The 25,293-nt window shown below is 69.5% G+C and carries 21 protein-coding genes; 7 read left to right on the top strand and 14 right to left on the bottom strand.

The window, feature by feature from the left end; translation table 11 throughout:
* Positions 1–42: 42 nt before the first annotated feature.
* The 3 genes from FS845_RS03140 to FS845_RS03130 all read right to left on the bottom strand — a co-directional run bounded on the left by FS845_RS03140 (position 43) and on the right by FS845_RS03130 (position 3,616).
* Positions 43–936 (bottom strand): ZIP family metal transporter, encoded by an 894-nt coding sequence (locus FS845_RS03140; protein WP_144630665.1) that lies wholly within the window; start codon positions 934–936, stop codon positions 43–45.
* A 338-nt stretch (positions 937–1,274) separates the two neighbouring features.
* Complete coding sequence (locus tag FS845_RS03135) at positions 1,275–2,438, bottom strand: mandelate racemase/muconate lactonizing enzyme family protein (RefSeq protein ID WP_144630664.1); 1,164 nt, start codon at positions 2,436–2,438, stop codon at positions 1,275–1,277.
* Between the two features lie 68 nt (positions 2,439–2,506).
* On the bottom strand, positions 2,507–3,616 hold the full coding sequence (locus FS845_RS03130; protein ID WP_144630663.1) for a Bug family tripartite tricarboxylate transporter substrate binding protein: 1,110 nt from the start codon (positions 3,614–3,616) through the stop codon (positions 2,507–2,509).
* A 143-nt stretch (positions 3,617–3,759) separates the two neighbouring features.
* On the opposite strand from FS845_RS03130, the gene FS845_RS03125 reads away from it, so the two are divergent.
* Complete coding sequence (locus FS845_RS03125; protein ID WP_144631239.1) at positions 3,760–4,704, top strand: LysR family transcriptional regulator; 945 nt, start codon at positions 3,760–3,762, stop codon at positions 4,702–4,704.
* A gap of 159 nt (positions 4,705–4,863) precedes the next feature.
* Here the strand turns inward: FS845_RS03125 and FS845_RS03120 are convergent, their stop codons facing one another.
* The 3 genes from FS845_RS03120 to FS845_RS03110 form a co-directional block, all read right to left on the bottom strand.
* Positions 4,864–5,478, bottom strand: coding sequence for a superoxide dismutase (locus tag FS845_RS03120; protein ID WP_144630662.1), 615 nt, complete (start codon positions 5,476–5,478; stop codon positions 4,864–4,866).
* A gap of 169 nt (positions 5,479–5,647) precedes the next feature.
* On the bottom strand, positions 5,648–6,847 hold the full coding sequence (locus FS845_RS03115) for an NAD(P)/FAD-dependent oxidoreductase (RefSeq protein ID WP_144630661.1): 1,200 nt from the start codon (positions 6,845–6,847) through the stop codon (positions 5,648–5,650).
* A gap of 133 nt (positions 6,848–6,980) precedes the next feature.
* Complete coding sequence (locus FS845_RS03110) at positions 6,981–8,054, bottom strand: helix-turn-helix domain-containing protein (RefSeq protein WP_144630660.1); 1,074 nt, start codon at positions 8,052–8,054, stop codon at positions 6,981–6,983.
* Here FS845_RS03110 and FS845_RS03105 point away from each other — a divergent pair.
* Positions 8,053–8,967, top strand: coding sequence for a DMT family transporter (locus FS845_RS03105; protein WP_144630659.1), 915 nt, complete (start codon positions 8,053–8,055; stop codon positions 8,965–8,967). The two genes, FS845_RS03110 and FS845_RS03105, sit on opposite strands and share 2 nt — an antisense overlap.
* Positions 8,968–9,243: 276 nt before the next feature.
* Positions 9,244–10,140, top strand: coding sequence for a class A beta-lactamase (gene bla / locus FS845_RS03100; RefSeq protein ID WP_222129950.1), 897 nt, complete (start codon positions 9,244–9,246; stop codon positions 10,138–10,140).
* Between the two features lie 154 nt (positions 10,141–10,294).
* Here bla and FS845_RS03095 read toward each other — a convergent pair whose 3' ends face one another.
* Positions 10,295–12,556, bottom strand: a complete 2,262-nt coding sequence (locus FS845_RS03095; RefSeq protein WP_144630657.1) for an arginine/lysine/ornithine decarboxylase — start codon at positions 12,554–12,556, stop codon at positions 10,295–10,297.
* A 187-nt stretch (positions 12,557–12,743) separates the two neighbouring features.
* On the bottom strand, positions 12,744–13,202 hold the full coding sequence (locus FS845_RS03090) for a hypothetical protein (protein WP_144630656.1): 459 nt from the start codon (positions 13,200–13,202) through the stop codon (positions 12,744–12,746).
* A 241-nt stretch (positions 13,203–13,443) separates the two neighbouring features.
* Here FS845_RS03090 and FS845_RS03085 point away from each other — a divergent pair, with 241 nt between their 5' ends.
* From FS845_RS03085 to FS845_RS03075, 3 genes are read left to right on the top strand one after another with little or no spacing between them, the layout of a single operon-like run.
* A complete protein-coding gene (locus FS845_RS03085) occupies positions 13,444–13,854 on the top strand; it encodes a VOC family protein (RefSeq protein WP_144630655.1) in 411 nt (136 codons plus the stop codon).
* 22 nt (positions 13,855–13,876) lie between these two features.
* Positions 13,877–14,302, top strand: coding sequence for a VOC family protein (locus FS845_RS03080; protein WP_144630653.1), 426 nt, complete (start codon positions 13,877–13,879; stop codon positions 14,300–14,302).
* Positions 14,303–14,304: 2 nt separating this feature from the next.
* Positions 14,305–14,763: a GNAT family N-acetyltransferase gene (locus FS845_RS03075; RefSeq protein ID WP_144630652.1), complete on the top strand. Its 459-nt coding sequence runs from the start codon at positions 14,305–14,307 to the stop codon at positions 14,761–14,763.
* A 105-nt stretch (positions 14,764–14,868) separates the two neighbouring features.
* Here the strand turns inward: FS845_RS03075 and FS845_RS03070 are convergent, their stop codons facing one another.
* The 3 genes from FS845_RS03070 to FS845_RS03060 all read right to left on the bottom strand — a co-directional run bounded on the left by FS845_RS03070 (position 14,869) and on the right by FS845_RS03060 (position 17,627).
* A complete protein-coding gene (locus FS845_RS03070; RefSeq protein WP_144631237.1) occupies positions 14,869–15,549 on the bottom strand; it encodes an SDR family NAD(P)-dependent oxidoreductase in 681 nt (226 codons plus the stop codon).
* An 88-nt stretch (positions 15,550–15,637) separates the two neighbouring features.
* Entirely contained in the window at positions 15,638–16,600 is a 963-nt protein-coding gene (locus FS845_RS03065) for a tripartite tricarboxylate transporter substrate binding protein (RefSeq protein WP_144630651.1), read from the bottom strand.
* Between the two features lie 88 nt (positions 16,601–16,688).
* Entirely contained in the window at positions 16,689–17,627 is a 939-nt protein-coding gene (locus tag FS845_RS03060) for a dihydrodipicolinate synthase family protein (protein WP_144630650.1), read from the bottom strand.
* Positions 17,628–17,734: 107 nt separating this feature from the next.
* On the opposite strand from FS845_RS03060, the gene FS845_RS03055 reads away from it, so the two are divergent.
* Positions 17,735–18,670: a LysR family transcriptional regulator gene (locus FS845_RS03055; protein WP_144630649.1), complete on the top strand. Its 936-nt coding sequence runs from the start codon at positions 17,735–17,737 to the stop codon at positions 18,668–18,670.
* A gap of 40 nt (positions 18,671–18,710) precedes the next feature.
* Here the strand turns inward: FS845_RS03055 and dcd are convergent, their stop codons facing one another.
* Genes dcd through FS845_RS03040 form a run of 3 tightly spaced genes read right to left on the bottom strand, consistent with a single transcriptional unit; the run spans position 18,711 to position 25,286 of the window.
* Positions 18,711–19,274 carry a dCTP deaminase gene (gene dcd, locus FS845_RS03050; RefSeq protein WP_144630648.1) on the bottom strand — a complete coding sequence of 188 codons (564 nt, stop codon included), beginning with the start codon at positions 19,272–19,274 and terminating at the stop codon, positions 18,711–18,713.
* A 58-nt stretch (positions 19,275–19,332) separates the two neighbouring features.
* Positions 19,333–23,433 (bottom strand): translocation/assembly module TamB domain-containing protein, encoded by a 4,101-nt coding sequence (locus tag FS845_RS03045; protein ID WP_409929246.1) that lies wholly within the window; start codon positions 23,431–23,433, stop codon positions 19,333–19,335.
* Positions 23,430–25,286 (bottom strand): autotransporter assembly complex protein TamA, encoded by a 1,857-nt coding sequence (locus FS845_RS03040; RefSeq protein WP_260986121.1) that lies wholly within the window; start codon positions 25,284–25,286, stop codon positions 23,430–23,432. The genes FS845_RS03045 and FS845_RS03040 overlap by 4 nt, the downstream gene beginning before the upstream one ends.
* Positions 25,287–25,293 lie beyond the last annotated feature (7 nt).

Genomic DNA, 25,293 nt, shown 5'->3' with positions numbered 1-25,293 from the left:
GGGGACGCTGCTGGAGCACGACGTTCCAGACGTCCCGCGGTCCTACCCCAGCACCGTATCCAGCATCATCATCAGCACGAACCCCACCATCAGCCCGGCGGTCGCCGGGATCTCATGCCCCTTGCGATGCGACTCGGGAATGATCTCGTGGCTGATCACGAACAGCATGGCACCCGCCGCGAAACCCAGGCCCCACGGCAGCATGGGGGCCGACCAGCCCACCACGGCGGCGCCCACCACCGCGCCCAGGGGTTCGACCAGGCCGGACAGCATGCCGATGGCCACGGCCATGGCGCGGCCATAGCCCGCCGCCATCAACGCCACCGCCACCACCAGCCCTTCGGGCACGTCCTGTATGGCGATGCCGGTGGCCAGCGCCGTGCCCCGCACGGCGTCGTTGCCCACGAAGCCCACGCCGATGGCCAGGCCCTCGGGCAGATTGTGCAGGATGATGGCGAAGACGAAGAGCCAGGTGCGGCGTAGTTTCTGCGCGTCGGCGCCTTCCTTGCCCTTGATGAAATGCTCGTGCGGCAACACGCGGTCCATCAGCATCAGCGCCGCGCCGCCCAGCAGGATGGCCGCGCCGACGATGCCGGACGCCGTCCAGGCGCCATAGCCCAGGGCCTCGCCGGCCGCCACGCCCGGCCCGACCAGCGAGAACGCGCAGGCCGCCAGCATGACGCCGGCGCCGAAGCCGAACATGATGTCCTGGACCTTCTCGGACAGCGTCTGCGAGAACACCACGGGCAGCGTGCCCAGCGCCGTGGCGGCCGCTGCGACCAGGCCACCCGCCAGCGCGTCGGACACCGCCGGCGTACGCACGGCCAGGAAGGCCCACAACTGGTACATGGCCAGGCAGGAAACCAGGACGATCATGGTCCAGATACTGACGCTGGTGGCGGCGGGACGTACGCGATGGCGGCTGTGGGTGTTCACGGAGATTCCTGCGGCACTGCCTCGTTCCAAGGTATACCCGGCTCTCCGGACTTTCAAGAGAGACGGCCGGCGGGACGGGCCTCGTTGCGGTCCGGCGGGCCGGTCGGCCAGCTTGGAAAGCAACAGGACGGCGCGCCCCGTTGTTAATGATATTTATTTTCATTATTAAGCACAACACGGCGCCCCAAATGAAAAACGGGGCGCTCCGAAGAACACCCCGCATGACTCATGCCTGAGACCGGCCACCCCGCCGCAAGCCGCCCGCGGGCGGTCGAGCCGCAACGGCCATCAGTGAAAAAGCGCGCGCCGTCGTCCCGCACGACGCCGCGCTGGCGGCCTCATTGATCGACCACGAACCCGTCCAGGTGCGGCCGCATCGAGATGGGTTTGGACAGCGGAGGACGGATCTTTTGCGCATCCGGCAGCAGCGCCATGCCCAGGCCCGGACGGCTGGGGATGTCCACGAAGCCCTGATGCGGCCGGGGCACCTCGTCAACCACGTCGCTGCCCAGGTGGATGGGGCTGGATTCGAAGATGCCGGCCTCGAAGCCCGTGGCGTATTCCTGGATCGCGAAGTTGGGCACCGCCGCGGCCACCTGCAGGCACGCCGCCAGGCCGATGGGCGACAGCGGGTTGTGCGGCACGATCTGCACGTGATGCGCCTCGGCCATCGCCGCCACCTTGCGCGCGCCCGTGATGCCGCCGCACAGGCACAGGTCGACCCGCGCGAACTCCACCGCGTTGCGCGCCAGCAGCGCCTGGAACTCGTAGATGGTGGCGAAGCGCTCGCCGGTGGCGATGGGCACGTTGATCTTCTCGGCCACCCGAGCCATCGCATCCGGGCCCTCGGGCCGGATGGGATCCTCGACGAACATGGGATGCGTGTGCTCGATGGCGTTGGTGAACGTGATGGCCTCGGGCGGCGTCAGGCGGCGATGCAGCTCGATCAGCAGGTCCACGCGGTCGCCCACCACCTCGCGCATGCGGTGCACGTTGTCGATGGCGTCGCGCATCTTCTTGATGTGGGTCTTGAACCAGACCTGGTCGTTGCCTTCGTCCAGGAACGGGTTCAGGTGCCCGAAGGCGTTGAAGCCCGCCTCCATCTTGGCCTGGCACTCGACCAGGATCTTCTCGATGGAGCTTTCGTAGACGTGGCCGTAGATGCGCGCCTTCCTGCGCACCGCGCCGCCCAGCAGCTCGTAGATCGGCACGCCCAGCGCCTGCCCCTTGATGTCCCACAGCGCGATGTCGATGGCCGAGATGGCGGCGTTGATCGCCAGGCCCTGGAAATAGCTGAAGCGGTGCATCACGTTCCAGTGATGCTCGATGTCGAAGGCGGGCTTGCCTTCCAGGTATTCGGCGAACCGCTCGATGGCCGCGCCCGCGGCCTGCAGGTGGCCCCAGGTGCCCGCCTCGCCGATTCCCACCAGGCCGGAATCGGTCTCGACCCGGGCATACATGAACTGGCCCACGTGCAGCGGGACGATACGCTTGATCTTCATTGCTTTCCTCTGTTGCGGCCATGGATATGGCGTTTGCGAAGGCGCGTTGGCGAACGCGCCGCCCTGCTTTATTGCTTCGCGCCCTGTCCGGCGGCGTTGGCCTGCAGCATCGCGCTCCAGCGCCGGGTCTCCTGCGCCACGCGGTCGCGCGCCGCGCCCGACGTGCCGCCCAGCGGCACCGCGCCGGCCGTCTCCAGGTTGGCGAGGAAGTCGGCGTCCTTCAGCGCCTGGTTCACGCCCTGCGCGATGGCGTCCAGCACGGGGGCAGGCGTGTCCTGCGGCGCGGCCAGGCCGAACCAGTTGCTGATCTCGAAGCCCGGCAGCCCGGCCTCCCTGGCCGTGGGCACCTTGGGCAGGGCCTTGATGCGGTCAGTACGCGCCACTGCCAGCGCGCGCAGGCGGCCTTCGCTGACGAAGGGCGCCACCGTGGGCGCTGCCGTGATCAGCATCTGGATCTGGCCGCCCAGCAGGTCCTGCAGCGCCGGGCCCGAGCCGCGATACGGCACGTGCAGGATGTCGGCGCCCGTCAACTGCTTGAACAGTTCGCCCGCCAGGTGCGGCCCGCTGCCCACGCCGCCCGAGCCGTAGGTGATCTTGCCGGGGTTGGCGCGCGCGTATTCCACGAACTCGGCCAGGTTTTTTGCCGGCACGCTGCTGTTGATCACCAGCACGAACGGCGTCTCGGCCACCAGCACGGCGGGCTGCAGCGACTTGACGGGATCGAAGCTCAGGTTCGGCACCAGCTCCGACACCACGGTCGACGTGATCTCGTTCATGAACAGCGTGTGGCCATCGGGCTTGGCGCGCACCACCGACGACATCGCGATGGTGCCGCTTGCGCCGGGACGGTTCTCGACGATGAACGTGCCCTTCATCGATGCGGTCAGCTTGGTGCTCAGCAGCCGCGCCACCGCATCGGTGGCGCCGCCCGGCGAGTACGGCACGACGATGGATACGGGCCGGTCGCCCGGAAAGGCGGATTGGGCGTGGGCGGCGGGCGCGAGCAGCGCGGCGCCCAGCGCGGCGATGCCCAGCAGGGTGGCGCGCGATGCAGCGACGCCCGGCGTGGCGACGCCCGGCGTAGCGACGCCCGGCGTAACGACGCCCGGCGTAGCGACGCCCGGCGCGATGGTGCCAAGCAGGCCGCGGCAGTGCCGCAGCAGGCGATGCAATGACATGGTGTCTCCTCGTTCGTTTTATGTGTGTCCGGCCTCGACAGGCCGGCGGCCGTGCATTCCGCGGTGGGAATGAGGCACTCTAAGCCCGCTAGAATGGCAACGAACGAGTCCGAAGTTATTCCATCATTTCGATCCGGTTAATGATGAACACGCCACTGGCCCCCTCCGAAATGGCGTTCTTCAGCCTGCTGGCGCGCTGCACCAGCCTGGCCGCGGCGGCGCGCGAGATGGGCGTCAGCCCACCGGCCGTCACCAAGCGGCTGGCGCAGCTGGAGGCGCGGCTGGGCGTGCAGCTGCTGACGCGCACCACGCGCCGCATGCACCTGACCGAGGAGGGCGAGATCTACCTGATGCACGCGCGGCGCATCCTGGCCGACATCGAGGACATGGAACGCCATGTCTCGCGCGCGCGCCAGCAGCCCACCGGATTGCTGCGCGTGAACGCCACGCTGGGCTTCGGGCGCAATCACGTGGCGCCGCTGCTGTCGCGCTTTCGCCAGCGCTATCCCGACGTGGACGTGCAGCTGCAATTGACGGTGGCCCCGCCCCCGCTGACCGACGATGCCTTCGACATCTGCGTGCGCTTCGGCGAGCCGCCCGAGGCGCGCGTCATCGCCCGGCCCATCGCGGCCAACCGCCGCCTGCTGTGCGCGGCACCCGCCTATCTCGAACGGCATGGCGAGCCCCTGCAGCCCGAAGACCTGGCGCGGCATGCCTGCATCGACATCCGCCACGGCAGCGAGACGCACGGGGTGTGGCGCCTGCGCTCGGGCAAGCGCGAGCACGCCATCAAGGTCGGCGTGCACATGAGCACCAACGACGGGGAAATCGCGGTGGATTGGGCGCTGGATGGCCACGGCATCATCCTGCGCGCCGAATGGGACATCGCAGATCACCTGGCCGCGGGACGGCTGCGCCAGGTGCTGGGACGCTATCAGACGCCTCCGGCGGACATCTATGCGGTGTACTCGCCGCAGCACCAGTACGCGGGACGGGTCATCGCGTTCGTGGACTTCCTGCGCGAGGCCTTCGCGGGCACGCGCCAGGCGCTGGACGGGCGGCAGCCCGCAATGCCCGCGCGCGAATAGCGCGAATGGCCAATGGCGGCGGGGACCGGACGCCGCCCTGCCGCTGCGGACACGGGCGGAACGCAAACCGCCCGGCCTTGTCGGGCCGCCTGGCGAACCGTCACGGGAAGGCCTGGCGGATCCGCGGACGCCGCCGGGGCCGCCGCCCAGGTCAACGGATCACGCCAGCGCGGCCTCGTAGCGGCGCGCCACTTCGTTCCAGTCCACCACGTTGTAGAACGCGCCGATGTATTCGGGACGGCGGTTCTGGTACTTCAGGTAGTAGGCGTGCTCCCACACGTCCAGGCCCAGGATGGGCGTGTTGCCGTTCATCAGCGGGCTGTCCTGGTTGGCGGAGCTTTCCACCACCAGCTTGCCTTGCGGGGTCACGCTCAGCCAGGCCCAGCCGCTGCCGAAACGGGACAGGGCGGCCTTGGTGAACGCGTCGCGAAAGGATTCCAGGCCGCCCAGCTCGGCGTCGATGGCCGCGGCCAGCTTGCCGCTGGGCGCACCGCCGCCCTCGGGCGACATCACCGTCCAGAACAGGCTGTGGTTGGCATGGCCGCCGCCGTTGTTGCGCACGGCGCCGCGCACGGCCTCGGGCAGTTTCTCGATATCGGCGACCAGGTCTTCCACCGGACGGTCGGCCGGAATGCCGGCGCCTTCCAGCGCCGCGTTCAGGTTGTTGATGTAGGTCTGATGATGGCGCGTGTAGTGGATTTCCATCGTCAGCGCGTCGATGTGGGGCTCGAGCGCATCGTAGGCATAAGGCAGGGACGGCAGGGTATAGGCCATGGGAGACTCCGGTTGCGGTTGCGGCCCTCCGGCGGAGGGGGACTCCTTCCGGCCACGGCAACGCCCTGGCCGTCGTATTGAACATTAATGATAGTAATTTCTATTCAATACAACAACGGTGCGCGCGGCGGGGGCAACAGGGGCCGTGCCCGCCGTCAGGCCGGGGCCGCTACAGCGCCCGTCCGCAGGCCACGGCGGAAGCCCAGGCCCACTGGAAGTTGTAGCCGCCCAGCCAGCCGGTCACGTCGACGGTCTCGCCGATGAAGTACAGCCCAGGCACGGCGCGCGCCTGCATGGACTTCTGGTCCAGCCCGCGCGTGTCCACGCCGCCGCGCATCACCTCGGCCTTCTTGTAGCCGGCGGTGCCCGTGGGCACCAGCTGCCACTGGTTGATGCGCGTCCCCAGTTCGCGCAGCGCACGGTCGGGCAGGTCGGCCACCCGGCTGGCCGACAGGTCCTGCGTGCCCGGGCCGCTGGCCTGCAGCCAGCGGTCGGCCAGGCGCTTGGGCCACATGCCCCCCAGCACGGTATGCAGCTGCTGGCGGTTGCCGGCCTTCGCGGCCAGCAGTTCCTCGGCCATGTCGCGGCCGGGCGCCAGGTCCAGCGAGATGGGCTCGCCGGGCTTCCAGTAGCTGGATATCTGCAGGATGGCGGGCCCCGACAGGCCGCGATGGGTGAACAGCAGGTCTTCCAGGAACTCGCCGCGCGCCTTGCCCTGCCCGGTTTCCAGTCCGACCTCCAGCGCCACGCCGGACAGCTCGGCGAACGGCTTCCACGCCACGGGGTCGAAGGTCAGCGGCACCAGCGCCGGGCGCGGCTCGACCACCTTCAGCCCGAACTGGCGCGCGATCTTCAGGCCGAAATCGGTGGCGCCCAGCTGAGGAATGGCCATGCCGCCCGTGGCCACCACCAGCTTGGCCGCGCGCACCTCGCCCTGGCTGGTGCGCAGCACGTAGGCCTCGTTCTCGCGGCCGATCTCGTGCACGCTGCACGGCATGCGCCACGCCACCCCGCCCTGCTGGCATTCGGCGCGCAGCATGTCGATGATGGATTCGCTGGAGTCGTCGCAGAACAGCTGGCCGCGATGCTTTTCGTGCCAGGCAATGCGGTGCGCGCGCACCAGGTCCAGGAATTCGCGCGGCGTGTAGCCGGCCAGCGCCGAGCGGCAGAAATGCGGGTTCTCGGACAGGAAGTGGGCGGGCCCCGCGCCGATGTTGGTGAAGTTGCAGCGGCCGCCGCCCGAGATGCGGATCTTCTCCGCCAGCTTGTCGGCATGGTCGATCAGCACCACGCGCAGGCCGCGCTGGCCCGCCACCGCGGCGCACATCATGCCGGCAGCGCCGGCGCCCAGGATTGCTACGTCGTACATGGTTGGATCTGGGGCCTGTTCGGGTCGAAAGGCCTCGCACTGGCCGGGTTCGGCCGGCAGTGTAGTGCAAACAGGCCCGAGGCCCGCCGACGCAGTAAGGCCGTGCACACCGCCGCGACCAGGGACGGTCCGATCACGGCGGCGCGCGCCGCAGCGCCATCCGATAGGCGTTCGGCGTGGCGCCGACGCTGGCGCGGAAGCGGTGGCTGAAATGGCTGACGTTGGCATAGCCGCACTGCGCGGCCACGTCGGCCAGCGGCAGCGCCGTGGCGGACAGCAGCGCCCGGGCGCGGTCCACGCGCGCCTGCGCGATCCAGGCGTGCGGCGGCAGGCCGAACGACACATGGAACATGCGCGCCAAGTGGAATTCCGACAGCGCGGCCACCTCGGCCAGGTCGCCCACGGTCAGCGGCTGGGTCAGGTGGGCGTCGATGTAGTCGCGCAGTCGGCGCCGCACCGCCACCGACAGCCCGCCCTTGGGCGCGACTGCGCCGCGGGTCACGCTCTGGCCGCGCAGCAGGCGGCTGAGCACCTCGTGGGCCGTCTGGTTGGCGCGCAGGCGGCCATCGGGATCGTCCCACGAGAAACAGGCCAGCGAGCGGCACAGCTCGGCCAACTGCCCGTCCTCGAAGTACGTGCGGTCGGCCAGCGTCAGCTCGCGCGGCTCGCGGTCCAGCTCGACCACCGCCCGCCGCGTGAAGTGGCCGGGCAGGAAATACAGGTGCATGAAGTGCATGTAGCCGCGCACCCACCAGCGCGACTCGTGCTCGCCCGGCAGCGCGCACAGCTTGCTGGGCGCGCCGAACTGGCCCGGCAGGCGCTGGCGTTCCGTGCGATAGCCGCCGTCCAGATAGCACGACAGCGTGTGATGCCCGGGCTTCACGTAGACGGTTTCGGTTTCTTCGGTCTGGCGGGTCCAGATGGCCACGGCCAGCTGGTCGCCCAGCCAGGCGAAGCGCTCCAGCCTGGCGTCGGCCGACGCCAGGGTATGGCAGACCGATTGCAGGCCGAAGGGCGGCGGATCCGCGGGCACGGCGATGGAGGCTGGATTCACGGGACTCGGGAAGAGACGGGCGATGCGCACAGTATAGGGACGCCGCGCCCCCGCATGCGGGCCGACCGCGACAAAAGCGCAAGCCTGGACAATGGCGCACGGACGGCGCGCGGCAGGATCCCGGCTTCCACCCTCCCTTGCATGGCCCGCCATGAACCTTGCGCTGTACCTGCTGACCGTCCTGATCTGGGGCACCACCTGGATCGCCATCAAGTGGCAGATCGGCGCGGTGCCCCCGCCGGTGTCCATCGCCTGGCGCTTCGCCATCGCGGCGCTGGTCCTGTTCGCCCTGCTGCGGCTGCTGCGCCGGCCGATGTTGCCGCCCCGCGACGCATGGCGCTTCCTGGTCGCGCAGGGATTGGCACTGTTCTGCCTGAATTTCCTGTGCTTCTATTACTCGGAGCACTACGTGGCCAGTGGCCTGGTCGCCGTGGTGTTCTCGCTGGCGCCGCTGCTGAACGCCGTCAACGGCCGCATCTTCATGGGCAGGCCGCTGCAGCCGCAGGTCATCGCCGGCGCGCTGCTGGGCCTGGCAGGCATCGGCGCGCTATCCATCCAGCAGATGTCGGGCCACCTGGACGACGCGGACACGTGGCTGGGAATGGGCCTGGCAGTGCTGGGCACGCTGTGCTTTTCCACCGGCAACCTGCTGTCCACGCGCATGTCGGCCATGGGGCTGAACCCGCTGACGGCCAATGCGTGGGCCATGCTGATCGGCGCATCGGTGCTGACGCTGGGCAGCCTGGCGGCGGGCCTGCCGATGGGGCTGGACGCGGACGCCCGCTACCTGGGCGCCCTGCTCTATCTGGCCATACCGGGCTCGGTGATCGGCTTCACGGCCTACCTGACGCTGGTCGCGCGCATCGGGCCGGAGCGCGCCGCGTACTGCACGGTGCTGTTTCCGTTCGTGGCGCTGGCGGCCTCGACACTGTTCGAAGGCTACGTGTGGTCGCCGCTGGCGGTGGTGGGCCTGGCTCTGGTGGTGGCGGGCAATCTGGTGGTGTTCGGGGCGGCGGGCAAGGTGATGCGCGTCATGTTCCCGCCGCGCGGCTTATCCAGGCGCTGAAGGCCTGCATTCACTTTGCCAGGAATTTCTTGACTGCTCAGGGGACGATAGCTAGCATCTGCGTCCCGATCGTTCACTTTACGTCTTTTTTTCGTGACGATCGGCTTAGGGCCCCCGCTACGTCGGGGGCTTTTCCATTTGAGGGCGACATGGATTGTCTGGCCATTTTCGTTGATGCCGGATATCTGCTTTCTCAAGCAGCCAGTTGGGCGCATCGTGTGGCCTGATGCTCCAGAGCATCAACGAAACGTATATCGCGTTCACGAGGAGGATGCCTTGATTACGAGACGGAACGTCGCCACCGCCACGTTGCTGGCAGGCCTGCTGCCGGGTTGGGCGTGGAGCCAGATAAACAAGAAAAACCGTTGGCCGCTGGCTCGGCTTGCCGACCTGGGCCAGGTGCTGGCCGACCTTGAGAAACAGAGCCAGGGGCGGCTGGGCGTCGCGCTGACCGACACGGCCACCGGACAGGTCGCCAGCCATCGCGGCGACGAGCGCTTCATGATGCTCAGCTCGTTCAAGACGCTGTCGGCAGCATACATCCTGGCGCGCGCGGACCGCGGCGAGGAACAGCTGGCACGGCGCATCCCCATCGCCCAATCCGATCTGCTCGACCACGCCCCGGTGACGAAACAGCACGTCGGCGCGCGCGGCATGACGCTGGCCGAACTGTGCCATGCCACGATCACCACCAGCGACAACACGGCCGCGAACCTGATGCACCGCAGTTACGGCGGGCCGCAGGCGCTGACCCGCTTCGTGCGCAGCCTGGGCGATCCCATCACCCGCCATGACCGCTACGAGCCCGAGCTGAACGTGCCCCACGTATCGGAGCCGCTCGATACCACCAGTCCGCACGCGATGAACCGGACACTGGGCGCCCTGCTGTTCGGCCAGGCGCTGAAGCCGGAATCGCGCCGGATGCTGCAGTCGTGGCTGGTGGCCAACCAGACGGGCGGCACGCGGCTGCGGGCGGGATTGCCCTCCGATTGGACCGTGGGCGAGAAGACCGGCACCTACTCCAAGGTGGGCGCCAACGACGCCGGCTTCGCGCGGGCGCCCGGCGGCGCGCCCATCGTCGTGTCGGTCTATCTCGAGACCACCGCCATCGATATGCCGGAACGGGACCGCATCATCGCCGAGGTGGGCAGACTGGTCGCGGCATTGTCCTAGCCGGCCGTCGGCACCGCGCCATGATGCCGGCGCGCCCTGCGGCAAGGCATCCCCAGGACGGGACGACACGGCGCGACGCCTCTCGCGCCCCAAAAGAACGAGGTCCCCGATCGGGGGCCTCGCGTCGTCCGTCACGGCATGGCCGCGCCGCGGATCAGTCTTCCTTCAGGCAGTCCACGTAGTAGCGCTTGCTGCCGTCGGGCGCCGCCTCGTCGGCCAGGCCGTGGATGTAGGTCTCGAAGCCGGGGAAGCGCGAGTTGAACTCGCGGGCGAACTGCAGGTACTGGACGATGGTGCGGTTGAAGCGCTCGCCCGGGATCAGCAGCGGGATGCCCGGCGGGTACGGCGTCAGCAGCACGCCGGTGACGCGGCCTTCGAGTTCGTCGATGGCCACGCGCTCGACCTCGCGGTGCGCCATGCGCGCGAAGGCATCCGACGGCTTCAGCGCCGGCACCATGTCGCTCAGGTACATCTCGGTGGTCAGGCGCGCCACGTCGCGTTCGCGATAGGCTTCGTGGATCTGCTGGCACAGGTCGCGCAGGCCCATGCGCTCGTAGCGGCGATGGTCGCGGCAGAACTCGGGCAGGATGCGCCACAGCGGCTGGTTGCGGTCGTAGTCGTCCTTGAACTGCTGCAGCGCGGTCAGCAGCGTGTTCCAGCGGCCCTTGGTGATGCCGATGGTGAACAGGATGAAGAACGAGTAGAGGCCCGTCTTCTCGACCACCACGCCGTGCTCGGTCAAATACTTGGACACCAGCGCGGCCGGAATGCCGGTCTCGCCGAAGCTGCCCGACATGTCCAGGCCCGGGGTGATGACCGTGGCCTTGATCGGGTCCAGCATGTTGAAGCCTTCGGCCATTTCGCCGAAGCCGTGCCAGTGGTCGTTGGCTTCCAGGAACCAGTCGTCGCGATTGCCGATGCCTTCGGACGGCAGGCGGTTCGGGCCCCACACCTTGAACCACCAGTCGTTCTTGCCGAATTCGGATTCCACCTTGCGCATGGCGCGGCGGAAGTCCATGGCTTCGCGGATGCTTTCCTCGACCAGCGCGGTGCCGCCCGGAGGCTCCATCATGGCCGCGGCCACGTCGCACGACGCGATGATCGCGTACTGCGGCGACGTCGAGGTGTGCATCAGGTACGCCTCGTTGAAGATGTTGCGGTCGAGCTTGCGGGTCTCGGACTCCTGCACGATGATCTGCGAGGCCTGCGAAATGCCGGCCAGCAGCTTGTGCGTGGAGTGCGTGGCGAACACCATGCCTTCCTTGCGGCGCGGCCGGTTCTCGCCGATGGCGTGCATGTCCTGGTAGTACTCGTGGAACGATGCGTGCGGCAGCCAGGCCTCGTCGAAGTGCAGCGTGTCGACGTAGTCGCCCAGCTGTTCCTTGATCATCTCGACGTTGTAGATCACGCCGTCGTAGGTGCTCTGCGTCAGCGTCAGGATGCGCGGGTTCTTGTTCACCGCTTCGCGCGCGAAGGGGTTGGCCTCGATCTTCTTGCGGATGTTCTCGGGATCGAACTCTTCCAGCGGGATGGGGCCGATGATGCCCAGGTGGTTGCGGGTGGGCCGCAGGAACACCGGAATGGCGCCCGTCATCGTGATGGCATGCAGGATGGACTTGTGGCAGTTGCGGTCGACCACCACCACGTCGCCCGCGGCCACGTTGGCGTGCCACACGACCTTGTTGGACGTGGACGTGCCGTTGGTGACGAAGAAGCAGTGGTCGGCGTGGAAGATGCGCGCGGCGTTCAGCTCGGACTCGGCCACCGGGCCGGTGTGGTCCAGCAGTTGGCCCAGTTCGTCCACGGCGTTGCACACGTCGGCGCGCAGCATGTTCTCGCCGAAGAACTGGTGGAACATCTGGCCCACGGGGCTCTTCAGGAACGCGACGCCGCCCGAGTGGCCGGGACAGTGCCACGAGTACGAGCCTTCCTGGGCGTATTCGACCAGCTCGCGGAAGAACGGCGGCGCCAGGCCGTCGACGTAGCTGCGGGCCTCGCGGATGATGTGGCGCGCCACGAACTCGGGGGTGTCCTCGAACATGTGGATGAAGCCGTGCAGCTCGCGCAGGATGTCGTTCGGGATGTGCTCCGACGTGCGCGTCTCGCCGTACAGGTAGATCGGGATGTCGGCGTTGCGAAAGCGCAGTTCGCCGATGAACGAGCGCAGGTTCTTGATGGCGCTGGCCACGTCCTCGGGCGAGGAGTCGTCGAATTCCTCATCGTCGATCGACAGGATGAACGCGCTGGCGCGGCTTTGCTGCTGGGCGAACGAACTGAGGTCGCCATAGCTGGTCACGCCGAGCACCTCGACGCCCTCGGCCTCGATGGCCGCCGCCAGTGCGCGAATACCGAGACCCGAGGCGTTCTCGGAACGGTAGTCTTCGTCGATGATGAAAATGGGAAATCGGAATTTCATGCGGGCGCTCCAGGGCAAGGCGTGACGCGAGGGAGGATGGGCCGGCGGCCCGCCGTGCGTAGGCGCGGCAGGCTTGGGTCAAAACGGACGCGAGTGTACTGCGAGATGGGGACGTCCTGTTGACAGGCGAAGGCCGGCGCAGCGACAGGCGCCCGGTCCGGCCAGGACGGCGTGAACGACGCTACGGTCAACGCACCAGCTCGGGGCGGTCGGCCTGGACGGCGTCGACGTAGCGGGCGTAGAGATCCGACAGCGGTTCCGGCTGCTCGCCGGTCAGGTTGCGCTCGACGCGCGAGATGGCGCACAGGCAGATCTCGCACTCGGGATCGCCGGTGACCAGCACGACGGGATCGTCGTCGTCGCACACTTCGTAGATGCCGCCCTGGTGGCGCCGCGCGACTTCGTACAGATAGGCGGCCATGCCGACCCGCTGCAAGGGCGACAGCGTCAGCGCGCCGTCGCGGACCCGGCTGGCCGCGGCATCGAGGCAGCCGACGCTGCCGGGGCTGAAGTCACACGCCGCGCGTTCGGCAGGCTCGAGGGCCTGCAGGAAGTCGTCTGCCGCGGCGCTGACTTTCTGGACGAATTCATCCTGCACCTGCGGGTCGACGTATCGGACTTGGGTCTTGTTGAGGAAACCGAACATCGTTGGCTCCTGCGCGGAACACCACGCGACTCGACGTTTCCCATTATAAGTGCCGGGTAGATGAAGCACACCCCGCAAAGGCCGCAGCGGCCGCGGCCTTGCACGCCGCGCGCCCCTGGGGCCATACTGGGGACGCCCCAGGGGTCGGCCGTGCCTACAAAAAGAAAAACACGCGCGCACCCCGTTGCATGGCGTTGTGCATGAGCAACGCCATACCCATGTGCCTGGATCCGAGGACCGGATGGATATCCTGATCAACGTCGACGTGGATGATCTGCCCCGCGGTGAACGCTTCTATTGCGACGCGTTCGGCCTGGCGCCGCAGCGCCGGTTCGGTGCGGGCGGGGTCGAACTGACGGGCGCGAACGCACGGCTGTACCTGCTGCAGAAGCCCACCGGTACGCGTGCCTGCCGCACGACAGGGCAGACCCGCGACTACGCACGCCACTGGACGCCGGTGCACCTGGATTTCGTGGTGGACGATGTCGATGCCGCAGTGGCGCGCGCCGTGCGTGCCGGCGCCACGCTGGAAGACCCGCCCGCCACGCACGACTGGGGCCGCATCGCCCACCTGTGCGACCCGTTCGGGCACGGCCTGTGCATCCTGCAATTCAGCGCGCGCGGCTATGACGCCGTCGCCACCCCCGCTTGAAGTCCAAGGAAGGAGTAACGCCATGAGCACCATCGTCGCCAGTCCCGCCCGCATCGTCCCGTGCCTGCGCTACCGCAATGCCAGCGCCGCCATCGAATGGCTGGAGCAGGCCTTCGGCTTCTCGGCGCACCTGGTGGTGCCCGGCCCCGCCGACACCATCCTGCATGCGCAACTGGTGCTGGGCAACGGCATGATCATGCTGGGCTCGGTGCTGGACAGCGAATTCGCGCAGCACATGGCGCAACCGGACGAGATCGGCAACCGCGAGACGCAAAGCGCCTACGTCATCGTGGACGATGCCGACGAACTCTATGCGCGCGCCAAGGGCGCGGGCGCGACCATCCTGGTGGAGATCGCCGATGCGGACTACGGCGGGCGCGGCTTCACGTGCAGCGACCCCGAGGGACACGTGTGGAGCTTCGGCACCTACGATCCATGGCAGTCATAGGCATGGATCCATTCGCTTGCGCCGCGGGCACGGCGCAGTTCCAGCCCGTCATCGATGCGGATTTCGACGCCCTGGCCGACCTGCGATCGCTGGCCATGCGGCCCAGCCTGGAACGCCTGGGCCGCTACGATCCCGAGCGCTCGCGCCAGCGGCTGCGCGCGTCGTTCGTGGCCGCGCGCACGCGCTGGATCTGCCTGGACGGCGTGCGCGTGGGGTTCTACGTGCTGACGGACGAGGACGGCGCGCTGCGCCTGAACCACCTGTACCTGCATCCCGATGCGCAGGGCAAGGGCCTGGGCCGCGCGGTGGTGGACATGGCCATCGCGCAGGCCCGCGAAACGGGACAGGTCCTGCGCGTGACCGCGCTGCGCGACAGCGAATCCAATGCGTTCTACGTGCGCTGCGGTTTCGTGCGCACAGGCGAAGAACCGTGGGACATCCACTACGAATATCGCCGCTGACTCGGCGGCCTGTGGATAACGGGAAAGTCGACGGCGCTGATGGACACGCCGCCACGGGGCACGGTCCATGATTCGTGCGCACGTCTGGGCGCGCCTGTGGAAAACTCAATTCGGCAGCGAGGCCCCGCCGCAGATCGCCAGGTCCTGTCCGGTGATCGCGGCCGCCGCATCCGACAGCAGGAACGCCACTGTTGCCGCGATCTCGCCGGGCTGGATCAGGCGCCCGATGGGCGGCAGCCTGGGCGCGCTGGCCGCCCGCGCCGGATCGGCCAGCATGCCGGTCTGCGTGGCGGCGGGCGACACCACGTTGACCGTGACGCCGCTGGCCGCCAGTTCGGCGGCCCAGCTGCGCGCCAGCGCCACCAGCGCCGCCTTCGAGGCCGCGTAGAGACTGCGCCCCGGCATGCCCTGCGCCACGCGGCTGCCCACCAGCACCATCCGGCCTCGACCGCCGGCGGACAGGGCCGGCAGCAGCCCCTGCGCCAGCCGCACGGCGGCGTCCACGTGCAGGGCCCACATGCGCATGCCGTCGGCCGGGTCCAGGTCCTGCAGCGTGCCCACCCGCAGCACGCCGGCCGAATGCACCAGCGCGCGAGCTTCCCGCAGGCCCTGCAGCGCCTGCGCGGTGGAGGCGGCGTCGCACAGGTCCACGGCGATGTGGCGGTAGGAGGGATGCGTCAGCATGGACGCACCCAGGTCCAGCCCTGCCACCCGCCAGCCGTCGGCCAGCAGGCGTTGCGCGATGGCCAGGCCGATGCCGCCGGCCGCGCCGGTGACCACCGCCAGTCCAAGGCCGGCGGGATTGCGATCGGCTGGGCCGCAAACGGCTGGGCCGCAAACGGCCGGGCCGCGATCGCCCCCCGCATCCCCCGGATCATTCAACACGGATGCCCTCCTCGTCGATCAGACGCTTGGCCGCCGCCATGTCCTCACGCTGGAAGCGTGCGAAGTCTTCCACGCTGCCCGGCGTGATCAGCAGGCCCAGCTTGGTGTACTTGGACTGGATGTCGCCGCCCAGCGCCTTGTTGACCTCGGTGTTGAGCTTGTGCACGACGTCGTCCGGCGTGCCCGCGGGCGCCCAGACGCCGTACCAGCTGAAGTATTGATAGCCCGGCAGTGTCTCGCTGACGGTGGGCACGTCGGGCAGGCTGGCCAGCCGCTTGTCCGAGGTGACCGCCAGGATGCGCAGCATGCCGCTGCGGTAGTACTCCATCGCGCCCAGCACCGGGTCGATGAAGCCGTCGATGCGCCCGCCGATCAGGTCCTGGAAGGCCGGCGCCGTGCCTTTGTACGGCACCACCATGTAGTCCAGGCCGCCCTGGCGCTTGAGCAGCGCGGTGGACAAGTGGCCCGCGGAGCCGATCGAGCCGACCGCGAAGGTCAGCTTGCCCGGATTGGCCTTCGCGTACTTCAGCAGCGCCGGCAGGTCGGCCACGGGCAGGTCCTTGCGCACCGACACCGACAGCGGCGCCTTGGCCGCCATGGCCACCGGCACGAAGTCCTTTTCCACCTTGAACGGCACCGACGTCATGGTCATGGGCGCGGTCACGAAGGTCGAGGCGCTGAACAGCAGCGTATAGCCGTCCGCCTTCGAGCGCGCCACCACGTCCGCGCCGATGGTGCCGTTGCCGCCGGCGCGATTCTCCACCACCACGTTCTGGCCGGTCTGGTCGCTCAATTGCTTGGCCAGGTCGCGGCCCAGCGCATCCAGCGTGCCGCCCGGCGGAAAGGGAATCACCATCCGGATCGGGCGCTCGGGATAGCCCGCCGCATGGACAGTCCCCGCGCCCATCAGCGGCAGCGCGCACAACGCGTACGACAGCAATGTCTTCAGCATGATTTGTCTCCTTGTCTGTTCTGGATCGGTCCGGCGTGTCACGCCACGCCGGCCGTCGTTCGCCGCACTCGTACCACCGCTTGCAGGCCTAGCGCGCGAGCATGCCCGCCTGCTTCAACGCGGCCCGCAGGGCCTGCACTTCATGCTCGTCGGGCGACTCGGTGGGCGGCCGCACCGTGGCGTCGTCCAGCACGCCGGCCAGGTACATGCCCATCTTCATGCGCGCATGCGCTTCGCCGGTGGGCTCGCCGCCGCCGTACACCGCGTCCTTCAGCGGGGTAATGACGGCCTGCACCGCCTGCGCGCGGCGCAGGTCGCCTGCCTTGACCGCTTCCCACAGGTCGATGATCAGTTGCGGGATGAAGGTGGCGAAGCCCACCAGCGCGCCGTCCACGCCCTGCACCATCGAGGCCAGCAGGTACTCGTCGTGGCAGGTCAGGATGGCCTTGTCGGGATTCGCCTCACGGATCGCCTGGATGTCGCGGGCGTACTTGTTCATGTCGCGCTGGCCCACCTTGAAGGCCTGCAGGTAGGGCAGCCGCGCCAGGTCGGCCAGCAGCTGCGAGGAATAGGCCGCGCGCGTCCAGGCGGGATACACGTGGCAGACCAGGTCCAGGTCGGGCGCGGCCTGGTGGATGGCCTCGAAGTACTGCAGCGCATGGCCCGAGGTAAAGCCGAAGCGCAGCCAGTGGTGCGGCGGCATCACGTCCAGCGCGGCCGCGCCGGCCTCGCGGGCCATGCGCGCCTGTTCGGCGGCTTCCGCGATGCCTTCGCACACCAGCGACGAGATCACCGGCAGGCGGCCCCGCAGTTCGTCGGCCACGATGCGCGTCACCTGGGCACGTTCGGCGGGGGTCAGCGAGAACACCTCGCCCGTGTGGCCGTTGGTCATCACCGCCACGATGCCCTCGTGGCCCGCCAGCCAGGACGCCAGCTTGCGCAGCGCGGGTTCGTCGATGCGGTGGTCGGGCGTGAAGGGGCACGAAATGGCGGGGATGATGCCGCGATAGTTTGCGATGGAAGCCATGCTTGTCTCCGGGTATGAGGTCGATCTGCGGACTATGATTGCGGAGGACGCCGCAGACCGTCCAATACTCCAATCGCATAGAACTATCTCCGCAACGGAGCACGAGCATGGGCCCTGGAAATCGTCCGCTGGACATGGAGTGGCTGGAGGATTTCTGCGCGCTGGCGGAAACCGGCAGTTTCTCGCGCGCCGCCGAGGCGCGCGCCATCGCGCAGCCGGCCTTCAGCCGGCACATCCGGGCGCTGGAGGAATGGGTGGGGGTCGACCTGTTCGACCGCAGCGCGCATCCCACCGAGCTGACCGCCGCCGGGCGCAAGTTCCGTCCCCTGTTGCAGCAGGTGCTGGCCGACCTGGAGGCCGCCCGCATCAAGGCGCGCGCCGCCCAGGCGCAGTCCGAGGCCAGCCTGCGCTTCGCGGCCACGCACTTCCTGTCGCTGACGTTCTTTCCGCGCTGGCTGGTCAGCCTGGAGGCCCTGTTCGCCATCGGCCCCATCCAGACCATGTCCGACAGCTTCCAGTCCTGCGCCGACCTGATGGCGCAGCGCCGCGTGCAATTCCTGCTGTGCCACCGGCACGCGGGCGTGCCCAACCGCATGGACGAACTGGCCTATCCCGTGGCGCGGCTGGACAGCGACGTGCTGATGCCGGTGAGCGCGCCCGCCGGCGACGGCTCGGGCAAGGCGCAGTACACCGTGGACCACGACGCCCCCGTGCCGCTGCTGTCGTACGGACCCGCGTCGGGCCTGGGCCGCATCGTGGAACATCACCTGAAGCAGGCCGGCAAGACCTCGGACCGGTTTCGCGAAACCTTCGTCGCGCACCACGCCGCCCTGCTGCGCTCGATGGCGCTGCAGGGGCGCGGCATCGCATGGCTGCCGGGCGAGCTGGTGAAAGAGGATCTGGCGCAGCAGCGCCTGTGCCGGGCCGGCGGTCCGCAATGGGACATCCCGGTGGACATCTGCCTGTACCGGCAGCCCAGCGAGCTGGCGCCGGTAGCCGAGAAGCTGTGGGCGGCGGTGGCGGGCAAGGCGCCCGCGGCCTGAAGCCGCCGCCAGGCCGGCGCACGGCGCCGGCCGCGGGCGATTACGTGCGCGGCAGCGTGACGCCGCGCTGGCCCTGGTACTTGCCGCCGCGGTCGCGGTACGAGGTCTCGCAGACCTCGTCGCTTTCCAGGAACAGCATCTGGGCGCAACCCTCGCCGGCGTAGATCTTGGCCGGCAACGGCGTGGTGTTGGAGAACTCCAGCGTGACGTGGCCTTCCCATTCGGGTTCCAGCGGGGTCACGTTGACGATGATGCCGCAGCGCGCGTAGGTGCTCTTGCCCAGGCAGATCGTCAGCACGCTGCGCGGAATGCGGAAGTATTCCACCGTGCGCGCCAGCGCGAACGAGTTGGGCGGGATGATGCAGACGTCGCCCTTGAAGTCGACGAACGACTTCTCGTCGAACGCCTTGGGGTCGACGATGGTGGAGTTGATGTTGGTGAAGATCTTGAATTCGTCGGCGCAGCGCACGTCGTAGCCATAGCTGCTGGTGCCGTAGCTGACGATGCGCTCGCCGTTGGCCGTGCGGACCTGGCCGGCCTCGAAGGGCTCGATCATGCCGGCTTCGGCGGCACGGCGGATCCAGCGGTCGCTTTTGATGCTCATGGTGAAAATCCCGGAAGAATGGGGCCTATTTTATCCGCTCGCGCCGAACCGCCCGGACTCAATCGTCCCACAGCACCCGGTACACCAGCGCCAGCCCGTTGACGCCGCCGCCCTTCAGGTCCAGAGACAACCCGCGCGCCAGCCGGTAACTGACCCGCCCGACGGTCTCGCTGCCCGCCAGGGCCTGCTCGACGCTCAGGGTGATGCCATTGGAGAACCGCTTGCTGCCCACGATGAACTGGGTGGCCAGTTCGCTGTCGCTGTCGCGGTTCACGTCGCCCGCCACCGTACGGTCGGGCAGCAGGCTGCCCGAGCTGCCCAGCGAACCGGTGCGCACGCTGACGTCGTCCAGCCCGAACTGCTTGTAGAACGGCTCGCCGCCGCCCAGCAGCGCGGTGCCGATCGACAACAGCAGCGCCGTGTCGTTGCCGCCCTCGTCGGGGCCACGGCCCAGCACCAGCCACGACAGCTTCTCGACGTCGCTGACATCGGGATAGGACACCAGGTCGATGCGCGGCCGCTGCGCCGTGCCGGAGACCTTCACGCCCGCCTCGACCTGCTCGCCGGTGCGCAGCGCCTCGATGTCCAGCAACGGGTTTTCCAGGCGGCCCTGGAACGTCAGCACGCCGCGGCTCAGGCGCAGTTTCTGCCCGTAGGCCTCGATGCCGCCGCCGCGCGTGCGCAGCGCGCCCATGCCGGTCAGGCGGCCGTCGTTCATCTGCACGCGGATGCTGCCCAGCAGGCCCGCGTCCAGGCCCATGCCGGTGATGTAGAAGCGCGGCCCCATGTCGAATTTCACGTCCATGCCGATCTGCATGGGGCTGCTGGCGGCTTTCTGCTCCTCGCCTGCCCGGACCACGCGCACGTCGTCGTCCAGCGTGGGCACGCCCTGCAGGATCTCCAGGCTGACCCAGCCGGCATCGGCCGTCAGGTCGCCCGTCAGCGTCAGACGCGGCAGCGCGGCGTCCAGGGTCATCGTGCCGGACACCATGCCGTAGCGGTCCGAGCGCTGCAGCACGGGGAAGCGATGCAGCTTGACGTCGACCTTGCCCTGCGACTGGCTCAGCAGCCACTGTCCGCTGGCGTCGATATAGCCGTCTTTCGCATCCGGATTGCTCGACACCCATTCGCGCGTGCGCCACTCGGCCGGCATCACGCGCAGCGAGGCGGGAAAGCGCAGCGAATCCAGGATGACGCGATCGCCGTCCAGGCGCGCGTTCAGCGTGCCGTCGATCAGGCGCACGCCGTCGTCCACCCGAACCACGCGCAGTTTCTGGCCGCGCACCGTGCCCGTGGCGGCCCAGCCGCCGGCCAGCGTGCCCTGGGCCTGCAGGTTGGCATCGATCTCGCCGCCGACCTCCAGCGCGTCGCCCGTGAACAGGCTGACCCAGGCCAGGTCGTCGATGTCGGCGTCCAGGCTGGCGCGGATCGGCTGGCGCTGGTCCAGGCCCAGGCCGGCCAGCACCGCATTGGCCTGGCCGCGGATGGTGCCCATTTTCTCGGTGCGCACGTCCAGCGTGGCATTCAGGCGGCTGGCGGCGCCGCCCGTGGGCGTCGCGGTCAGATCCAGCGCCAACTGGCGCAGGCCTAGCGGGATCGGCGGATCGCCGGGGATGCGCAGGTCGCCGTCGCGGCGCGCGATGTGCACCTTCCCGCCCAATGCGCCGGCAAAGCGCAGGTCCCAGGTGGCGTCCAGCGCGATGCGGCGCGGCCCCTGCGCGGCGGCGTTGACGCGGTTGGCCTCGCGGCGGGCCTCGGCGTCCAGCGCGCCCGGGTCGAGCGCGCGGCTCAGCTGCCGGACCATCTCCGCGGTGATGACCAGATTGTCGACCTGGCCGGTGGTCTCCCAGCGGTTGGCGCCGGCACGCGAGCCGCCATGGGCCAGCACGATGCGCTGCTTGTCCGGAAAGGTGACGGCCAGCACGGTGGCTCCCACCTGCGTCTGCCAGGCCGGCGCGGCGGCGCCGGGCAGGTAGGCGAACGTCATGGGTTTCTCGATGGCGGCGGCGAAGCCGGCGCTGGACGCATCCAGGCGCGCCAGCGTGCCGCGATAGCCGATGAGCGTTGCGCCGCCCTGCGCCGTCGCCGGTCCCGGGCCCCAGCCGCCGTCCAGCGCCAGCCTGGCCTGGGCCGGCGCGCGGCCCAGCAGGCCGGCGCGGCTGTTGGCCGGCGTGTAGGCGGCGTCCAGCGTGGCGCGATGGCGCGCGACGGTACCGTCCACCTTGGCCTGCAGCTTCGCGCCGCCCGGCAGGTCGGGCCAGAACGCCGCCAGGCTGGGCGCCGCGGCGTCCAGCGTCAGCGCGCCATCCTCGGCGCCCATGCTGCCCTTGGCCTGCACGCGATTGGGGCCCAGGCGCAGGTCGACGTCGACGCCGTCGATGCGCCAGCCGGCGGGCAGGCCGGGAGGCTGGGATGCGGCGGCGGACGGTCCCGCGTCGCCGGAAGGCGGCGGATTGCCGGCCGGACCGGGCGAACCGTACGCCGGTTTCGACGCGGGACTCGCCCCGCTGGAAGCGCCCCGAGCAGCGGCCTGCGGCGTGCCGGACGAGGCCGCGCCGGCGGATGATGTCGCCGGGGAAGACGCCGCGTCGCCGCCCGGCGTGGCCTGTGGCATCGTTGCGCCTGGCATGTTCTGCGCGGCCTGCGCCCCCGTCGCGCCCGGCGCAGTTGGCGCCGAGCCCTGCGCCAACTGCGCGGCCATGACCTGTTGGGCCTGCGCATCGACCGCCAGGTGTCCGCTAGCCTTGCCCGACAGCGGCTGGCCGTTCCAGCGGCTGCCCTCTTCGATGTTCAATTCCACATCGGCGCGGCGCACGATCTTCATGTCGGCCACTTCGGCGTCCACGGCGGCGCGCGCGCTGAGCAGCGCGCCCGGCATGCCGGGGCCCAGCAGTCCGCCCAGATCCAGTTTTTCGGCCTGCAGGTGCGCCAGCAGGCGCTGCACGCCAGGCTGGCCGGCCACGGACTGCCAGTCGAGCGTGGCGGCCAGCGTGGGCTTGCCGTCGCGCTGCACGTCGATGGTGGCGTTGCGCACCGGGAAGGCATCGGCGGGCGCCAGCAGCGCCTGGGCGAGCATGGTCAGGCGGCCGCCGCGGGCTTGCAGCACGGCATGGATCTGCTCCAGCGAACCGGAGGCCTCGGCCTGAAGCTGCACCGGGCAGGCGGTGTAGACGGGCCGGGGCGCGGCGGGCTGGCCGGCTTGTGCCGGTATCGCGGCGCTCGATGAAGCGCCGGCCTGCGCCGGATCCGCCTTGGAGATTTCAATCTGACTGCCGGACCCATCGGCCTGGCCCATGCTGGCCGCGGCTGGCGAGGACGCGTTCCTGGCGCCGTCCTTCGACGCCGCCGCCTTGCCGCGCGCATCCTTGGCCGCGGCCTTCGATGCCGATGCGGTCTTGCCGCCCTTGCCCTTCGCGGCGGCCGGCTTCTTCGTCTCATCGGGCGCCCCGCCCATGCCGCTGCGCGTCCACATCGCGTCCACGCACAACGGCGAATCCGGTCCCGCGCCGCGCGCGTCCACATTCAATTGCGCGGTGAACGGCCACGGCGCGGCCAGCCTGGGCAGGTCCGCCGTGCCGTGCACGTCGGCCTGGGCCAGTTCATGCCCCACGCGCAGGCTGGCGATCCGCAGCCGTGCGCCCTCGGCGCCTGCGTTCAGGCTGGCATTCAGGTTGTCCAGCGACACGGGCAGCGCCTGGCCGTCCTGCGTCAACGAGAACGCCCCCAGCGCCAGGCGGTCCACCGTCAGTTCGCCGGGCAGTGCCAGCTGCGTGAAGGGCTCGCCGGGCGGCTCGTCCGCCGCCGGCGGCTGCGTGGTCAACGCCACGCGCGCTGTGGCGGCGGACAGCTCGCGCACGTGCAGCGTGCGCTGCCACAGCGCGGGCCAGTCGATGTCCACGCGCAGGGTGTCCAGCTCGACCTCGGTGCCGGGCAAGGCCACGCGCAGATGCCCGATGCGCAGGTCGTCCAGCACGCTGCCCTCGATGCCCGCCACCTCGCCGTCAAGCTGTTCGATGGCGGTGGACAGCAGCAGGCGCGTGCCGCTGGGCGTGCCCAGCAGCCACAGCGAGAAGCCCAGCGCCACCACCAGCAACATCAGCATGCCCGGCAGCACCCACACCAGGCAAAGGCGCAGGAAGGCGTACAGCCGTCGTTTCAAAACGCGATCCCCAGCGAGAAATGCAGGCGCAGGTCACGCTCGCGCTGGCCGTACGCCACGTCCAGGAACAGCGGTCCGGCGGGGGTCCGCACGCGCGCGCCCACGCCGTAGCCCAACGCGATGTCCATGTCGCCAAACGACTGCGCGGCATCGCCCGCGTCGATGAACACGCCCATGCCGAAGCGTTCGTCGAAGTAGTGGTCGTACTCGATGCTGGCCACCGCCAGCGTGGCCGCGCCGACGACGGCGCCATCGCGGCGTTCGCCGATGCTCTGGTAGCGGTAGCCACGGATCGAGCGCGCGCCGCCCGCACGGAAGCCGAAATCGTCCGGCACGCGCACGTCGGCGTTGGACCAGATCCTGCCCATCTCGCCGCGCAGCGTCAGCACGTCGCGCTCGCCCACCGGCCACCACTTCTGGCCGCGCACGCGCAGGCGCGTGTAGGGCTCGCCGGAATTGAGCACCACGCCCACGCCGCCGCCCACCGCGATCAGGTTGCCCTCGCGCGGATCGTATTTGCTGTCGACGTCGCGCCGCAGCCACTCGGCCGTCAGCGTGGCGGTCGGCAGGTCGTACTTGTCCCCGTCGTCGATCTGGATGTGGTCCTGCGCCAGCAGCGCGCCCCAGCGCGTCTCGTATTCGACGCGGCTGTCGCCCGCGCCCTTGCGCTCCTGCAGGCGCGTGGCGCCCAGCGCGAAGCGCGTGACCTGCAGGCCTTCGATGTCGGATCGGTCGGCCAGCACGCCGATGGAATCCTTGCGGCCGCGCGAATCCGGCGGCAGCAGGAAGTCCGCATAGGCCCGCTGGCGCAGGCGGTCCACGCTGGCGCCGGTTTCCATGGTCAGCGGATGGCCGAATACGACGTTCTGCCGATAGGTACCTTCCACGCGCACGCCGGCCTCGTCGTCCACGCCGATGGAGGCGGCCGCGCGCTTGGCCGGCGCCTCGACCACGCGCACCTGCACGGGCAGCGTGACCTCGCCGTCGGAATCGGGACGCCTGCCGCCTTGCGTGGGCGGCGTCGGTCCGCCCGCCACGGCGGGATCGCCGGCCGGCGCCGCGGCCGCGGCCTTGGTATCGGCCGGACGGCGCAGCTCTTCGGGCGTGGCGTCCAGCGCCACGGTGTCGAGCGACACGAAGGCGCCGCGGAAGAACGCGGTGGACTGCAACTCCTGTTGCCACTGGTCCAGCTGCTCCTGGCGGTACGGCTGGCCTTGCGGGTAATCGACGTAGCGGCCGATCAGCCGCTCGGGCACGCGCTCCAGGCCCTCGATCTTCAGCGCGCCCATGCGCACCAGCGGGCCGCTGTCGATGGAGACCTTCAGGTGCACGCGCGCGGTCTCGGCGTCGACCTCGGCCGACGAATCCGTCAGGCGCGCCAGCAGGAAATCGCGATCCATCACCGATTGCAGCAGGTCGGACTTGGCCTTGTTCCAGTCGGCGTTGATGAAGGGCTTGCCCTGCTGCAGGGTCCAGCCCTTGCGCCAGCCGGCGATACGCTCGGCGTATTCGGGGCGCGTGACGCGGCCGGTGAACTGAAGGTCGACCGTATCGATCGCGGCGCGCGGGCCGGGCTCGATGACGATGTCCCAGGTATCGCCCGCCACGTCGGTGCCGGGCGCCAGCGTGACCTTGGCCGTGAAATACCCCTGCGTGGCCAGCGCGGCCAGCGTGGCGTCGCGCGCGCGGCGGCGCAGCCGGCTGGCCTCGCCGCCATCCTGGTCGGCGGCCAGCCGCTTGATGGCGTCGACGGCGGTGGTAATGCTTTGCAGCGCGGCGGGCGGCACCCCGCCCGGATCGATGACGACTTCAGGCACCGCCGCGTGCGCGGCGCCCGCGGCAAATGCCAACATACCCAGC

The sequence above is a fragment of the Bordetella genomosp. 13 genome, from assembly GCF_007679965.1.
Lineage (GTDB): Bacteria > Pseudomonadota > Gammaproteobacteria > Burkholderiales > Burkholderiaceae_B > Bordetella.
This window is presented reverse-complemented; position numbering and strand designations above follow the sequence as displayed.